The sequence below is a fragment of the Paenibacillus sp. RC73 genome (assembly GCF_044908085.1).
Classification (GTDB): domain Bacteria; phylum Bacillota; class Bacilli; order Paenibacillales; family Paenibacillaceae; genus Paenibacillus; species Paenibacillus terrae_A.
The window spans coordinates 216,685-231,241 of the sequence record NZ_JBIYCV010000002.1 but is presented as its reverse complement, the minus strand read 5'-3'; the positions used below and the strand labels follow the sequence as shown (position 1 = coordinate 231,241).

Below are 14,557 nucleotides of genomic sequence, written 5' to 3'. Positions count from 1 at the left end.
GAGGAGGACATTATGGAAATCCAGGAACTGAAAGTCAAAGCCGCACAAATCCGCATGGACCTGCTGACCATTATTCACCGCGCCAAAACGGGACATACGGGGGGATCGCTGAGCAATACAGACATTTTAACGGCATTATATTATGAAATCATGAACGTTGACCCTGCCAATCCAAAATGGGATGACCGTGATCGCTTTATCGCCAGCAAAGGGCATTCCGTAGAATCTCTATGGTGTATTCTGGCCGACCGGGGCTTTTTCCAAAAAGAAGAGCTGGAGACCTACAGCCAGTTCGGTACCCGACTCATTGGCCACCCGAACAACAAGGTTCCAGGGATTGAAATGAACACCGGGGCCCTCGGCCACGGCCTGCCCATTTCCGTAGGCATGGCACTAGCTGCCAAGCGGGATGACCGTCCTTACCGTGTATTTTGTCTAATGGGAGACGGCGAACAGGCCGAAGGCTCCAACTGGGAAGCTGCTATGGCAGGCTCTCATTATAAGCTGGATAACCTGATCGGCATTATCGACCGCAACCGACTCCAGATCAGCGGTGCTACCGAAGAAGTCATGGGACTGGAGCCGCTGGAAGAGAAGTGGGCTGCCTTCGGCTGGAACGTCGTCTCTATCAACGGCAACAATATGGAAGAATTGCTTAAGGCATTCAGAGCCGCCCCTGAAGTAGCGGGAAAGCCAACGCTAATTATGGCCAATACCACCAAGGGCAAAGGCGTATCGTTCGCCGAAAATGTCCCGGCATGGCATCACCATGTGCCTAATGATAAAGAGTTGGAGCTGGCTCTCATAGAGCTAAAGGCAACGATCGAAGAATTGACGCAGAAAGGGCAGGTGCATTAAGCATGAATAAAATTCCTAATCGCCAAGTAATCTGTGACACATTGCTGGAGTTGGCCAAAGACGACCGTGATATCATGGTACTGGCCAGCGATTCGCGTGGTTCTGCTGCAATGGCTCCCTTTGCCAATACGTTCCCGGAGCAGTTCGTCGAGGTCGGCATTGCCGAACAGAATATCGTAGGCATGTCCGCAGGCCTGGCCCACAGCGGCAAAAAGCCGTTTGTGACTTCACCAGCCTGCTTTCTCAGTATGCGCAGTATTGAACAAGTCAAAGTTGACGTTGCTTATTCGCGGACAAATGTGAAGCTCATCGGCATTAGCGGAGGCGTCAGCTACGGGGCGCTTGGCATGTCACACCACTCCGTGCAGGATATCGCAGTAGCCCGGGCAATTCCGGGACTGGCGATTGTAATGCCTGCTGATCGGCACGAAACGAAGAAACTGACCGAAGCGCTTGTAAAATATGACGGCGGCGTATACGTGCGAATCGGGCGTAATCCCGTTGAAGACGTTTACGAAACCGATGATTACCCATTTGAAATAGGCAAGGCCATCACTGTGAGAGAAGGCAACGACGTTACAATTATTGGTGTCGGTGAAACCGTGCGAATCGCACTCGATGCCGCCAAGGCACTCAACGACGAAGGCATATCCGCCCGGGTAATCAACATGCATACAATCAAGCCGCTGGATGAAGAGGCGATCATCACCGCTGCACGTGAAACTGGACGCATCATTACCGTTGAGGAACATAGCATTTACGGCGGTCTCGGCGCAGCCGTGGCAGAAGTTGTTGTGCAGAATCACCCGGTTCCTATGAGAGTGCTCGGCATCCCTGATGAGCCAGCGATTGCCGGTAAATCGGCGGAAGTTTTCCACCACTACGGCATTACGGGTGACAATATCAAACAAATTGCATTCGAATTGATTAATAAGTAGAGGGCGAAGCATATGGAGCACAATCAACAATATATATTGGCCATCGACCAGAGCACTTCAGGCACCAAAGCACTCCTTGTAGACCATCAGGGTGCAGTAATCGCCCGCAGCGGGATGGAGCATAAGCAATATTACCCCCATCCCGGCTGGGTAGAGCATGATCCGCTCGAAATTTATGAAAATGTCAAAATAACTGCCCGCAGCGTATTGGAGCAGGCTTGCGTACATCCATCCGCACTGGCTGCGCTGACAATCACCAATCAACGCGAAACGGCACTGGTGTGGGATAAGACGACTGGTCAGCCAATATATAATGCTGTTGTCTGGCAGTGCCAGCGTACGGCGGACCTGTGCGCCGAGCTGAAGCAAGCCGGCCACGAAAGCACCATCCACGCCAAAACAGGGCTTATGCTTGACCCTTATTTCTCCGCTGCCAAGTTCAAATGGATCATTGAACATACGGAAGGAGCTGCCAACCTGCTGGCTGAAGGGAGGCTGCTTGCAGGGAACATGGACAGTTGGCTGGTCTGGAAGCTTACCGGCGGTAAAAATCATGCAACCGACTATACAAATGCCAGTCGTACATCGCTGTTCAATATCCACACGCTGGAGTGGGATGAAGAGCTTGCCCGGCTGTTCTCCGTTCCTTCTTCCCTGCTGCCCGAGGTTAAACCATCTGACGCTGTATTCGGATATACGGCAGATTGCGACCTTTTCAATGAGAAAATACCGATTTCAGGCGTCATCGGGGATTCACAAGGCGCATTGTATGGGCATCTGTGTTTCAAGCCCGGAACAGCCAAAGCAACCTTTGGCACGGGCACCTCTGTATTAATGAACGTAGGGAATCATCCGGTGGATGGCGGTGACGGACTTGTAACCGCTATCGCCTGGGGGGCCGGCGGAACTGTTACGTATGCGCTTGAAGCCATCATCCGGACAACAGGTGACAGCATCAAATGGACGCAGGACAATTTAGGGCTGTTCTCTACCTTTGAGGAGATGCAGCACTTAGTCGAAAGCGTTCCTGCAAACGATGGCGTCTATCTTGTACCTGCCTTTGTCGGAATGGGCGCTCCCTATTGGAATCCCTATGCCCGAGCGGCAATTATCGGTATGAACCGTGGAACTGGCAAAGGACACATTGTCCGGGCTGCGTTGGAGAGCATCGCTTACCAAGTACGGGATGCTATAGAGTTTATTCAGGAACAGTCCGGGATTGAGTTGGTCGGCCTGCGCACGGACGGTGGGGCTTCCTCCAACACTTGGCTGATGCAATTTCAGGCCGATATTCTGGGCAACCTTGTGACCCGATCCACATGTGCCGAGCTGTCCGCCATGGGTTCGGTCTATCTCGGTGGGCTCGGCACAGGCTTTTGGTCCGATTCAGATCAAATCGCTTCCAATCTTAAAATGTATGAAGCATATGAACCAAAGATGGATGATGCTACCAGAGAGAAATATTATACTGGCTGGCAGCGGGCTGTTCAGTCTGTAGTGCAACAACAGCATGAATCTCCCGTTTTATAAATAATCTCTATACTTCATTCCTCATATCTCCCCAAAACAATCCATACAAAAAGGGCCCTTGCTTTTGCAAAGGCCCTGTTATTAAATTACTCACTCGAACGATATAACTGACTCAACACTTTTACAAACTCACGGGCTGCCGGGGTCGCTTCATCAAAGGAATGCGCGATAATTCCGATATCCCGCGAAATTTGGGGAATGATCTCTTTAACGATTAGTGAGTGGGACACCGAGGAAAGCGTAAACTTCGATATAATGCCAATGCCCAGCTTTTTTTGGACCATATGGACTAAGGTTTCAGCCGTTTGGACTGTGAGACTCTCCTGGAAAGGAATTTGCTGCTCATGCAAGGTGTTTAATACAGCAGATTCATGTCCTCCTTTACAGAAGATAAGGTCGTTCCTGTTCTGTTCCAGAGAAACCTCATGTTCTGCTTGCAATGGATGATTCTCCGGTATGATCGCAACCATGGAATCGTGTTCAAGAATATGGACGTCATAATGATCGAATGGAGAAGCTACTATTCCAATTTCAACAGTGCGATCCTCCACCCATTGTTTAATTTGATTCGAGTTTCCTTCCATCAGTTCAATAGTGACATCGGGGTATTGGGAGCGGAATAAGCAGATCGCTTCTGGAAGCAAGTTCGTAGAGGCTGCCGGGAAGGAGCCTATTTTTACTTTACCGCGTAAAAGCTTATTCTCCTGACACGCAAGCTGAACCATTTTATCTTCGATTTCCTTCATTTGTCTGGCCAGACTCAGCATTTCTTTTCCCACTTCGGTCAGTACGAGTCCATTCTGCTTGTCGCGAATAAACAATTTTACCTGCAAAGTATTTTCAAATTGGATCAAAGCCTTGCTAACCGCAGGCTGGGAAATAAACAGCGCTTTGGCAGCCTCCGTCATATTCATTTTCTCCGCAACCTTCATAAACACTTCAAGATGATTCATATTCACAGACATACACCCATTATAACCGTACGGTTATTCCCTCTATGAAATAATAGTATTTCAGTTATATCAAAACATACCTTATGATAAAAAACAACTCCTGCTCCTTATGAGCAGATGTAATGCTTGATAGAAGGGGATTGGAATATGAATTCAAATCTGAATTTTACCGAACGCACTACCAGAGATACAGCTTCATCTAAAGGACTTCCATGGGGCGGGTTACTGGCGCTTGCTATGACCGGATTTATTTGTATTCTCACCGAAACGCTTCCCGCTGGTCTATTGCCACAAATCAGCAAAGGACTGGGAATATCGGAAGCTTTGGCTGGCCAATTGGTCACGTTGTATGCTCTAGGTTCGCTCGCTGCCGCAATCCCGTTGACTGCCGCAACACGGGGCTGGCGACGACGGCCTTTATTATTGCTCTGTATCATTGGCTTTCTCATATTTAACACCATTACGGCACTGTCTTCTTACTATATCTTGACGCTGGCTGCCCGTTTCCTTGCAGGCGTAGCCGCTGGTGTGTTATGGGGGATGCTTGCTGGCTATGCCCGGCGAATGGTGCCGGATGCATTAAAAGGACGCGCCATGGCTATCGCCATGTCAGGAACCCCGCTGGCTCTTGCCCTTGGCGTTCCGTTAGGAACGTTCCTCGGTGCGCTTGTTGGCTGGAGAACGGTTTTTGGTACCATGTCCTTTCTCGCGGTAGTCTTAGTCTTCTGGGTACTCTGGAAACTTCCGGATTTTCCCGGACAGGCTACCCAACAGCGACTCCCACTGAGTAAGGTTTTCACGATTGCCGGTGTACGTCCCATTTTACTTGTCGTTTTGGTTTGGGTGCTGGCGCATAATATTCTGTACACCTATATCGCTCCTTATTTGAATCAGGCTGGACTGTCCTCCCGAACGGATGTGGTGCTGCTTATTTTCGGGATAACTTCGGTTGCCGGAATTGGATTGATCGGTGCATTGATCGACCGCTGGCTGCGTCTATTGGTACTCATGAGTACCCTTGGCTTTGCTGTAACTGCTGTAGCACTAGGAATCGGAAGTCACCAACCTGCTATCGTGTATTTAAGTGTTGCCCTGTGGGGACTGACCTTTGGCGGTGCTGCTACCTTATTACAGACCGCCTTGGCCGAAACGGCAGGCGAGAGCGCAGATGTAGCTCAGTCTATGCTTGTAACTGCTTGGAATTTGGCCATTGGCGGGGGCGGCTTGCTTGGCGGAATTCTTTTAGAGACGCTTGGGGTTCGCTCTTTCCCGTGGACGTTGCTTATCCTTATGCTTCTTGCCTTCGTCGTTTCGTGGGGGGCCAAGGAACACGGGTTCTCTACAAGAAGATATGTGTAGACCTGAAACTCAAGAAACGATATAGAAGGAGAAATTTTGTTTAGAGGTCAGCAGGTGATGGTAGCTTGAAAGTTGCATCATGAGATATGCAGAAGCTAAATGAAACATGGGTTAAGTTAGAAAGAACCTTCCATTCCATCTTGATGGATTGGAAGGTTCTTTTACCAGGACCGACTCCTCTAATATAGCACCTTCTCCAAGCAGCGTGCCAATTCATCATCGGGTAGCGGCTTGCGATGCGTATTCTCCAGGTAGATATGTTTCTCTGTTTCCGCCATTACATATTGTTTGTACCACAGGAACATATCGGGACTATCTCCCTGAATCCGCAGAAATCTCCGCACTGTGTCCGCATGAGAAATGGTGTTATCGAGATTAGTCAACCAATCCGCCCGGTAGAAATGCTCCCATCTTCCAGTCCCTGCGAGCGAGAGCATTTCTCTACCCGTCTGGTAGCTCCAAACGGCATGCGAAGCTTGTATAAATGCTCGTGGATAATCTCCTTCAAGAAATAACCCGTAAGCGATGCAGATGTTAGCCAGCCCGCGACAACCGCTTAGATGCAATTCAATCTGTACAAGAAGCTGATTATATAGTCTGCGATATTCATCTTCAGGTAATTGTTTCATAATTTGTAGACACCGCTCTCGCAGTTCAACCCAGCCCGGGATAGCCGACTCGGCTTTTTCCTTGAACCAGCGTACCTGCTCAGCAAAAGGTCTTTCTCCAGCAGCCCAGCACAGCCGTTGATCACTTCCTTCTTTGCCTTGCAACCAAAAGCCCATCATTTGCCGCGCTGGATGGTGATAGAATTCCTCCCCCGCCCGATCATCCTTATGCGGGCCATAAACAATAGTACAACGGGAATAATCCCGGTATAATTGGAAAATCTCTTGATGCTGACGACTGTACAACCGCCCGATAAAGTCAGTAAGCTGCTGTTCAGCATCCACGTTACCATACGTCCATAAATTCGCTGCCAAATCCAGAGTATATAAATGTGGCAAAATATTACCTGAATTGACCAACAGATACTCGTCTGCTCCTGCGACAAATGCTGCCGTTAATTCGTCCACAATCAGCTCGGCTGAGGAGGGAAATTGAGTAAGATGGTTCGACGCCTGCAAGTCGTGGAAGGTCACATGATAATATACACCGTTCTTGCCTTCATCCTCCACCTCGGGCAATGCGGGTACACGATGATTGAGATTCCCATGGCGCCGGGATACCATTTTACCGTAACCATTGTCCGCCCATATTTTAATCACCCCTTCGGGGACTTCAATATGACCCTGGTTGTATAACTCGGCAATCTCGCCATACATCGCCATACTGCACACAGGCTGCTCTACAAATTTACTGATCATACTGTACTGCTTGCGAACCACATACGATATTAATTGTCCACGCTTCTCCGGCGTATTAAAGGAAGGATCATTTTCCCAAAAAGGCTTGTCTCCCTGCCCACGAAAAGACAATACCCATACAATTTTCTCTCCCTTTTGCCGTTCAATCGCTTCCTGCCATAGCTGCTCAAACAGCTCGGGATGCTCCTTGTAGCTGGCCTGTTTCCCCGGAAAAGCACGCAAAAACATCTCTGCACCCAGCGGCTCGGCATGATGATGTGTAATCCATAATCCCATTTCTACTGCAAGCTTATGATGAATACCCGTGCGTGGTAAATCCGTTCCCGGTATCACCATGTTGCCACCACAGCGTAGTAACGCTTCAAAAACGGGCTCCCACACCTGCTCCGTTGGCGGATAATCATCCTTCCAGCCAATCAGGCATACCTCATCATTGACGAACCAGCCCCGATAGCGAACCTTGGACGGTATACTGTCATAATCCTGGCTCGACAGGACTATTGTATCCCGCTTGGTCGGAGGGAGTTCCGCCCAGAACCAGAACGGCTCCACACCAAGCACGAAGCGACTGTAATGAAGCAACCCATAAATGATCCCCAGCTCATCACGGCCAATGATATGAAGTACCGTTCCCTTGCCACCTGCAACAAAACGAAGACAATAGCCCTCTGGCCACTGTGGACATCCTTCCTCTTCCTGCGCATAACGGATAATTATCGAGGCCTCTTCTTCTGCTTGCAAGGGCTCTCTGCCAAACACTTGCTTATGATCTCGCGCAATCATTCTCCAAGCGTGGGCAACTGGCACACTTCCGACAGCTTGAAGATTGTATCCGCTTACAGATGAAATGATCAGAGGTTCAAAGGCTTTCATTTATTGTCATCTCCTATTCAACGATGAAGACTCTTCTTACCTTTATTTTATAGGTTGGTGGCATAGTAAGCCCAACGGGACATGAAGATTTGCTAGAGATAAAATGTCCAAGAAAGAGAAATAATTACTATAATCACTTGATAATAGTTGCTATAACAGTATGATAAAAATATCAATGAACCAACGACTAGGGGGCTTATTAGTGAACAAAAGGGAATTTGTAATTCACGATTTATTGAGCAAAATCTACCAAAATCATTATCCTGACTGGAAACTGCCGACGGAAAGAGAACTCGCGAAGCAGTATAATGTTTCAAGGTATACCATTCATGAATCAATCAAAAAATTAAAATACATGGGCCTGGTTAAAGTCGTTCAGGGATCAGGCATCTTCATTGGAAAGAATATTCAGACCAGTCCGCTCATCTATAACTCTTTAACTGAGAACCCATACTCCAACATAAAATCCAAAGTAATCGAGTTGCAAAAGCAACCCGCTACTCCCGAGGACCAACAGATTTTTGGAATAACAAGTAGCGATGAGGTATGGGTATATCAACGTCTAAGAATCGTTAACTATCAAACGATGCAATTAGAGTTGTCCCGATTACCTGTTATTTTGTTTCCAATCCTTACGCACACGGATGCCGAACACTCCATTCAATCCTACGTGAAAAAACATAAATATACGATTTCGCATTACCTAAATACCTATGAGGCAATCGCCCTTAATAAAGAACAGGCTATGCTCTTGCAACAAAAGAGAAAGAGCCCAGCGATGAAAATATCAAGCCGCGGCATTCTTAATAATGGGATTATCTTTGAGATAAGCGAAATCGTAGCCATTGACTATAAATGTACGTATTTGACAGCCTTCAATAACGAGCATCACAAAAGAAGAAGCTTATAGAAGCATTCAACTAAACAGGCAGCTTCTCCAGCATAAGGGTCCCTATATGCTGGAGTATTTTTGTTTTAAGGGGTCATCAGTGTTCCATCTGGCAATCTCGCCTGCGTCCATTCGTGCATCCTGTATTCCACTGGATAATTTTTCGCCCGTTCTTCATTGAATTCCACGCCGATGCCCGGAAGTTCAAGAGGGTAAATGTATCCGTCTTTAGCGTCTATGATGGGCGTAAAGATGCTGCGTGTGTTCTCCTTAATCGGAATATTCTCTTGGATCGCGGCACTGTGCAGGTGAATATTAAGATGAGTGTTAACGGCGATTCCAATAGGAGTAATGTCTGACGGTGTATGCCAAGCAATTCTAACTCCGAATGCCTCGCATAAGGCTCCGAGCTTAAGAGCAGGCGTGATCCCTCCAATTTGAGATACATGGCAGCGAATAAAATCAATCTGCCTGTTGACAATAAGGCTTCTCCATTCTAAAGGATTATTGAACAGTTCCCCGGTGGCTATTGCAGTTGAAGTTTGGGAACGTATCTGACTTAACCATTCATTTTGATCCGGCGGTAAAATGTCCTCAACAAAGTACGGTTTATAGCATTCGAGGTCTTTTGCAAACTGTACGGCTTGATTCGGGAAAAGTCGTTCATGCACGTCATGCAGGATATGAAACTGGTCATTATATTTTGACCTTAATAGAGCAAACATCTTGGTGGTTGTTCGCATATACTCGTCCTGGTCATAATAGGAACCCTGGGTAGGGTAATCCGGAGCGTGCAAGTGCGAAGGATTCCCCCCATAGAAGCCAAGTTGGCACCGGATATGTTTATATCCTTGCTCAAGAATACCATCAATCTCTCGGTACAAATCCTCGATGTTGTCTGCAACTGCATGAGTATATGCAGGTATCGCATCCCTCGATTTGCCTCCAAACAGCTGGTACAAGGGCATATCGGCAATTTTACCCTTAATGTCCCACAAAGCCATATCCACCCCAGAAATAGCGTTATTCAGTACAGGTCCATTACGCCAATAAGAGTTGACCATCATCATATGCCATAAGTCCTCAATATTGTTGGCGTCTCTTCCAATCAATATAGGTTTAAGGTACTCCTCGACGAGGAGTTGAACGGCTTTCGGGCGCTGCTGAAAAGTGGCGCAACCATATCCCGTAATTTTATTATCTGTAGTTACTCTGACGACCACCAGATTATGTCGATCAGGTTTAAGCACAAAACATTCCACATTAGTGATGATGGAAGGGTTCATATGTCTCCTCTTTTCTAAGAATTTCTAGGTTTATTGAAACATGTTTGAAATGCAGAATCAATTTGGCTGGGTAAATTGTCGAATTGTTTAAAAAAACCAGTCCAATTTATCATAAAAAGTTCAAAAAAACCTTATGTATCAAGGTTTTTTTATAAAACAAGGCTTATTTTGGACTGCTTTTATTCACCAGATCTTTGTGATACCATTCAGAATGTAAACGGAACCAATACTTTATATTCCTAGGACAGGAGAATTTTAATGAACAAAGTGAAAGCGGTACAAGACATGATTTATGGGGTCGGAGGAGAAAGCAATATTCAAAACGCTTGGCATTGCATGACCAGACTCAGGTTTGATTTAAAAGATAAAAACAAAGTGGACATAGAGAAAATTAAGGAATTGGACCCGGTTTTGGGCGCGCAGTTTAATAATGACCAATTCCAAATCATTCTTGGTCCTAAAGTCGCGGAATATTTTAATATTTTGGCCAGTGAATTAAAGCTAACGGATGTTCAAAAGGAAGATGAGGCAAGCTCTGAAAAAAAGAAGGGGTTTGTTACACTCTTCATGAATATTGTATCCGGCGTGTTTGGGCCTATCGTTCCAGCTATTGCCGGGGCAGGATTGATCAAGGGACTTATCGCAGGGTTGACCGCCCTCCATATCATCTCGGATCAAAGCGAAACCATTCAGATCATTAACATGATGGCGAGCGGAGTATTTACGTTTTTACCGTTTTTCCTGGCAGCATCGGCGGCTAAAATTTTCAAAACCAACGAATATTTAGCGATAGCAATCGCTGCTACCATTATGTTTCCAACGATGGTGGATGCGGCCAAGGCCGGGGAACTTTCCTCGTTTCAGTTTTTAGGCTTTATACCTATCCCAGTGTTTAACTACACCGGTACAGTAATCCCGATTATCTTTGCCGTATGGGCGATGAGCCATATTCATAAAATCGTCAACAGGTTTATTCCAGAAGTGTTAAAAACCGTAGTTACGCCAACGTTAACCTTGTTTATTTCGGGCTTCCTTGCATTATCCGTTATCGGTCCCATTGGCATTCACCTAGGCAATGGCTTGGCTTGGCTTGTTCAAGGCTTATTCGGTATCTCTCCCATCCTTGCTGGCGTTGTTGTTGGTGCGATTCGACCTTTGGCCGTCTTTACTGGCATGCATCATGCAATGACTCCGATTGCTTTGCAGAATTTTGCAACACAAGGTTACGATATGTTAATGCCTATGATGTGTATGGCTAACTTTTCAATCGTAGGCGCAACATTTGCAGTGTATTACAAGGTAAACACACCTAAAGAAAAATCTATTATTGTTTCAGCCGCCGTCTCCGGTCTTTTGGGAATTACTGAACCCGCTTTATTCGGTGTTCTAGCTAAGTACAAAAAAGCTTTTCTAGCCGCCATCATCGCAAGTTCAGTTGCTTCGGCTTTTATCAGCTTTTTCGGTGTCCGATTGTATGGATATGTGTTATCGAGTATATTTAGCATTCCCGCTTACTTCGGGCCTTACTTTATCTATGCCATTTCCGGAATGATCATTGCTGTCGCACTCTCCTTTACAATCTGTTATCTGTTTCTAAGCAAAGTAGATGTTGCGAGAGCAAATGAACCTACGCAGCTCAAATAATCGTTTGTCATGGCTTCCAAGCTTTTTTAAGATCAATAAATCGTTTTAAAGTATCTAAGATTATGAGTGGAGCCTGACCTACTGTATAAGTGTTGTCAGGCCCTTCAGTTACTTTCTTTGTTGCCCGTATTCGGCTTTTTGCACCCTCCAGTGGACGTGTGCCAGTATCCAGCGTCACGAACATGGCCGTGTAGTTCGAAGCTCAACAAACGTTTTTCGTTAGGTACAGCTAATATCACAGTCAGCACATCAACATCGACCGAACTGCTGGCCCTCTGTCTTTTGTTTCTTTACAGTAACCAGATGGTTATTAAATAATTGTCGCCTATCGGTCCCGTTGCCCGCGTTCGGATTAATACACCGTAATCTTGACAAAACAAAAAACGCCCCTCCGGATAGTAACGGTGAGGCGTTTCGTTGGCCCTGTATACCTATAACGGAACATTCCGCAGATATACAGGACCTCTTGTTATTTTCGTACATTTAACTCTGATGTGACCGTGGTAAAGCATACTAATGCCGAGGACCGGGATCGAACCGGTACGGTAGTCACCTACCGCAGGATTTTAAGTCCTGTGCGTCTGCCAATTCCGCCACCCCGGCATAAATTTAGGAACGCTATTTTTCATACTTACTTGACTTATAAGTATCGGAGAAACATCCAGCTTATGTACAAAATGGTTCTCGCTATGTAAATACCGTTTTATTGGGCACCAACATATAATACGACAATTTCATCGAGTTGTAAAGTGTTTTTTTCTAAAACAATAAAATTTCTTTTTTGTATAACTTGGGCCCATTTGAATTACAATAATAAACGTCTTTCCAAACTACCAGAAGGGGTGTTACGAATGCGTGAAGGTATGATTCCAGCTGTTCTTGGAACGGTAGTATCGGCTTCAGGCGCTGTGTTGCTGAGCAGTAAGTACAAGCTTGCGGCTACAGGCATTCTCGGTTTCGGACTGGCTCATGTTGTTCTGGGAGCGATTGATCTGATTGAGCATCGCTAGTCGTTTGGGAAGTGCCGGGCGGGAGCTATTTCCTCCCCGGCTTTATTATTATAACCGCTTTAGCTGCCTTGAGCGTTAACGTTTATATAAAGCGTACAATATGCTTGCACTCGTAAAGGAGCGTGTGATGTATTATGAAAGAAAACATTAGGGAAGAAAAGAATCGCACCGTCGATCAGGTCGAACATGAACAGTCGTTAGATCAGCGCGAGCCAGGCTTTAATCGTATTCCTGACATCAATGCCGATACTCCTGCTGCTACAGATATGATTGATGAAGCTATAAACCGTGGCCTGGACAAGCTTCGTAACGATTTTACAGATTAAAACCTGGGTCATAGGGCACGGGTTACTTAAGTAGCATTTAACTAAACAGCCTTATATAGTGATTCCTAGAGATCACTTGAAAATAAGCATAAACCAGCCAATAATCGAGACCCAAAGCACAACACTAATCAGGATTCCCCATACGATACCTACTGAGAAATTCCCTTCACTCTTCGGTACAGCATGGCCAAATTTCATTCTAAGCTTCATTTGATTCCAGTTCATAGAACCCCCTCCTTAAGTTCTATTTCGGAATATGAAGCTCATTTATGTAGATCAATAGTCATGTTTTTCAAAAAAATAAAAAAGGGTTTTTTGTCCTATCATCCAGATCGGGGAAAAAGTATTACGGCTATTCCGACCAAGCAAATCAAGCCACCCACGATATCGTACAAATCAGGTGTCTTTTTATCAATCCACCATCCCCATGCAATGGAAAGGACTATAAAGACACCCCCGTATGCTGCATACACACGCCCAAAGGAGGAGAAAACCTGAAAGGTCGCAATGACTCCGTAGACAGCCAAAATCACCCCGCCGCAAAGTCCGACATACCATGTCTTCCCTTCACGCAGCCATTGCCAGATCAAGTACCCTCCCCCAATTTCGGCTATGCCAGCCAGCATAAAAAGTAACGCTGCCTTTAACACCACTTCACACCCCTGTTCTTCTAATCTTCTTGGTTTTATTTTTAGATGTTATCCTTAGAGCACTCGACCTAAAATAATAATCAACGCAATCACGCCAACCAGAATAAGCAGATTGCTGACCTGACGCCATAAGCCAGAGGCTCCCTCAGAGTGAAGCTTCCGCTGGTTCGCATCAAAATTCGCTTTGGCTCCTTCAGCATCTACAGGGCTAGAAAACGGTCGGTTATCTTCATTCATGTGAATGGCCCCCTTATCAATATCACCTTAATGATACCAAACTTTCCCGCTGATTTCGCGTTGATTTTATACTCATGCTTACTGTATATTTCCCACTTCTCCTGCATATTTATGAAGTGTACAACTATGTGTCAATATTTCACTGAATATAGAGTACGATGGCGAATCAAGGCAGAGTAGGTATTTTGACACCTTTTATTGCAGGACGGTAGTTATGGTATAATTTAGTCAACTTAATTAGATTGTAACGAGAGTACAACTACTTGCCTACCTATATTGAATTCACATTCATGAATCCGCACCCGGTTACAACCTGCATATTCTGATTGTAATTTAGGAGGAGGATACCGATGTCCCCAATCATTTTAGCTACTTTAATGTTAACGGGCATGTTTTTATTTCAGGTAGCCATCGTTCTGGGCATCATACACTGGATTTCCAAGTGTAGCCGCCGTCCAGCGCAAACCAAAATGGTTCTTACCATGGGTTTGCTTGCGTTGATTTTCGGCTTCCTTCTGCTGGAAAGCTGGATATATTCACAGGAACCGAACTGGTTGGTTTTCTCCTGTTTGCTAATAATCCTCATTAGCGCATGTATCCAGCTGAGAAAGCGCAAAGAAAACTTGTAATTTCATCA

General features: G+C 45.9%; 15 protein-coding genes and 1 tRNA gene. 9 read left to right on the top strand and 7 right to left on the bottom strand.

Annotation, left to right across the window (positions count from 1 at the left end):
* Positions 1-12 precede the first annotated feature (12 nt).
* The 3 genes from ABH897_RS04585 to glpK are packed head-to-tail and all read left to right on the top strand — an operon-like array spanning position 13 to position 3,326.
* Positions 13-858: a transketolase gene (locus ABH897_RS04585; RefSeq protein WP_404591300.1), complete on the top strand. Its 846-nt coding sequence runs from the start codon at positions 13-15 to the stop codon at positions 856-858.
* 2 nt (positions 859-860) lie between these two features.
* The gene (locus tag ABH897_RS04580) at positions 861-1,796 is read left to right on the top strand and encodes a transketolase family protein (protein WP_283652442.1); all 936 of its coding nucleotides are present in this window, start codon (positions 861-863) and stop codon (positions 1,794-1,796) included.
* Between the two features lie 12 nt (positions 1,797-1,808).
* Complete coding sequence (gene glpK, locus ABH897_RS04575; RefSeq protein WP_283652443.1) at positions 1,809-3,326, top strand: glycerol kinase GlpK; 1,518 nt, start codon at positions 1,809-1,811, stop codon at positions 3,324-3,326.
* 86 nt (positions 3,327-3,412) lie between these two features.
* Here glpK and ABH897_RS04570 read toward each other — a convergent pair whose 3' ends face one another.
* Positions 3,413-4,291 (bottom strand): LysR family transcriptional regulator, encoded by an 879-nt coding sequence (locus tag ABH897_RS04570; protein ID WP_283652444.1) that lies wholly within the window; start codon positions 4,289-4,291, stop codon positions 3,413-3,415.
* A 135-nt stretch (positions 4,292-4,426) separates the two neighbouring features.
* Here ABH897_RS04570 and ABH897_RS04565 point away from each other — a divergent pair, with 135 nt between their 5' ends.
* Positions 4,427-5,638, top strand: a complete 1,212-nt coding sequence (locus ABH897_RS04565; protein ID WP_404518805.1) for an MFS transporter — start codon at positions 4,427-4,429, stop codon at positions 5,636-5,638.
* Positions 5,639-5,817: 179 nt separating this feature from the next.
* Here ABH897_RS04565 and ABH897_RS04560 read toward each other — a convergent pair whose 3' ends face one another.
* Positions 5,818-7,878: a glycosyl hydrolase 115 family protein gene (locus tag ABH897_RS04560; protein ID WP_404518804.1), complete on the bottom strand. Its 2,061-nt coding sequence runs from the start codon at positions 7,876-7,878 to the stop codon at positions 5,818-5,820.
* A 202-nt stretch (positions 7,879-8,080) separates the two neighbouring features.
* Between ABH897_RS04560 and ABH897_RS04555 the strand changes: the two genes are divergently transcribed.
* Complete coding sequence (locus tag ABH897_RS04555) at positions 8,081-8,788, top strand: GntR family transcriptional regulator (protein ID WP_283652447.1); 708 nt, start codon at positions 8,081-8,083, stop codon at positions 8,786-8,788.
* Positions 8,789-8,853: 65 nt separating this feature from the next.
* On the opposite strand, the gene ABH897_RS04550 is transcribed toward ABH897_RS04555, so the two are convergent.
* Complete coding sequence (locus tag ABH897_RS04550; protein ID WP_404518803.1) at positions 8,854-10,053, bottom strand: enolase C-terminal domain-like protein; 1,200 nt, start codon at positions 10,051-10,053, stop codon at positions 8,854-8,856.
* Between the two features lie 258 nt (positions 10,054-10,311).
* Between ABH897_RS04550 and ABH897_RS04545 the strand changes: the two genes are divergently transcribed.
* A complete protein-coding gene (locus ABH897_RS04545; RefSeq protein WP_283657150.1) occupies positions 10,312-11,697 on the top strand; it encodes a PTS transporter subunit EIIC in 1,386 nt (461 codons plus the stop codon).
* Between the two features lie 517 nt (positions 11,698-12,214).
* Here ABH897_RS04545 and ABH897_RS04540 read toward each other — a convergent pair.
* Positions 12,215-12,300, bottom strand: a tRNA-Leu gene (locus ABH897_RS04540).
* Positions 12,301-12,548: 248 nt separating this feature from the next.
* Between ABH897_RS04540 and ABH897_RS04535 the strand changes: the two genes are divergently transcribed.
* Entirely contained in the window at positions 12,549-12,707 is a 159-nt protein-coding gene (locus ABH897_RS04535; RefSeq protein WP_013311032.1) for a hypothetical protein, read from the top strand.
* A 134-nt stretch (positions 12,708-12,841) separates the two neighbouring features.
* Positions 12,842-13,033 carry a hypothetical protein gene (locus tag ABH897_RS04530; RefSeq protein WP_283652451.1) on the top strand — a complete coding sequence of 64 codons (192 nt, stop codon included), beginning with the start codon at positions 12,842-12,844 and terminating at the stop codon, positions 13,031-13,033.
* A 72-nt stretch (positions 13,034-13,105) separates the two neighbouring features.
* Here ABH897_RS04530 and ABH897_RS04525 read toward each other — a convergent pair whose 3' ends face one another.
* From ABH897_RS04525 to ABH897_RS04515, 3 genes are all read right to left on the bottom strand, one after another.
* Positions 13,106-13,258: a hypothetical protein gene (locus ABH897_RS04525; protein WP_200893493.1), complete on the bottom strand. Its 153-nt coding sequence runs from the start codon at positions 13,256-13,258 to the stop codon at positions 13,106-13,108.
* A gap of 98 nt (positions 13,259-13,356) precedes the next feature.
* On the bottom strand, positions 13,357-13,683 hold the full coding sequence (locus ABH897_RS04520; RefSeq protein ID WP_283652452.1) for a YnfA family protein: 327 nt from the start codon (positions 13,681-13,683) through the stop codon (positions 13,357-13,359).
* 54 nt (positions 13,684-13,737) lie between these two features.
* Positions 13,738-13,920: a hypothetical protein gene (locus ABH897_RS04515; RefSeq protein WP_044648234.1), complete on the bottom strand. Its 183-nt coding sequence runs from the start codon at positions 13,918-13,920 to the stop codon at positions 13,738-13,740.
* A 350-nt stretch (positions 13,921-14,270) separates the two neighbouring features.
* Here ABH897_RS04515 and ABH897_RS04510 point away from each other — a divergent pair, with 350 nt between their 5' ends.
* Positions 14,271-14,549 carry a hypothetical protein gene (locus tag ABH897_RS04510; RefSeq protein WP_283652453.1) on the top strand — a complete coding sequence of 93 codons (279 nt, stop codon included), beginning with the start codon at positions 14,271-14,273 and terminating at the stop codon, positions 14,547-14,549.
* Positions 14,550-14,557: the final 8 nt, after the last annotated feature.

Coding starts and splice junctions, on each gene's coding strand:
- ABH897_RS04585 (WP_404591300.1), top strand. CDS start 13: ATGGAAATCCAGGAACTGAAAGTCAAAGCCGCACAAATCCGCATGGAC.
- ABH897_RS04580 (WP_283652442.1), top strand. CDS start 861: ATGAATAAAATTCCTAATCGCCAAGTAATCTGTGACACATTGCTGGAG.
- glpK (WP_283652443.1), top strand. CDS start 1,809: ATGGAGCACAATCAACAATATATATTGGCCATCGACCAGAGCACTTCA.
- ABH897_RS04570 (WP_283652444.1), bottom strand. CDS start 4,291: ATGTCTGTGAATATGAATCATCTTGAAGTGTTTATGAAGGTTGCGGAG.
- ABH897_RS04565 (WP_404518805.1), top strand. CDS start 4,427: ATGAATTCAAATCTGAATTTTACCGAACGCACTACCAGAGATACAGCT.
- ABH897_RS04560 (WP_404518804.1), bottom strand. CDS start 7,878: ATGAAAGCCTTTGAACCTCTGATCATTTCATCTGTAAGCGGATACAAT.
- ABH897_RS04550 (WP_404518803.1), bottom strand. CDS start 10,053: ATGAACCCTTCCATCATCACTAATGTGGAATGTTTTGTGCTTAAACCT.
- ABH897_RS04545 (WP_283657150.1), top strand. CDS start 10,312: ATGAACAAAGTGAAAGCGGTACAAGACATGATTTATGGGGTCGGAGGA.
- ABH897_RS04535 (WP_013311032.1), top strand. CDS start 12,549: ATGCGTGAAGGTATGATTCCAGCTGTTCTTGGAACGGTAGTATCGGCT.
- ABH897_RS04530 (WP_283652451.1), top strand. CDS start 12,842: ATGAAAGAAAACATTAGGGAAGAAAAGAATCGCACCGTCGATCAGGTC.
- ABH897_RS04525 (WP_200893493.1), bottom strand. CDS start 13,258: ATGAACTGGAATCAAATGAAGCTTAGAATGAAATTTGGCCATGCTGTA.
- ABH897_RS04515 (WP_044648234.1), bottom strand. CDS start 13,920: ATGAATGAAGATAACCGACCGTTTTCTAGCCCTGTAGATGCTGAAGGA.
- ABH897_RS04510 (WP_283652453.1), top strand. CDS start 14,271: ATGTCCCCAATCATTTTAGCTACTTTAATGTTAACGGGCATGTTTTTA.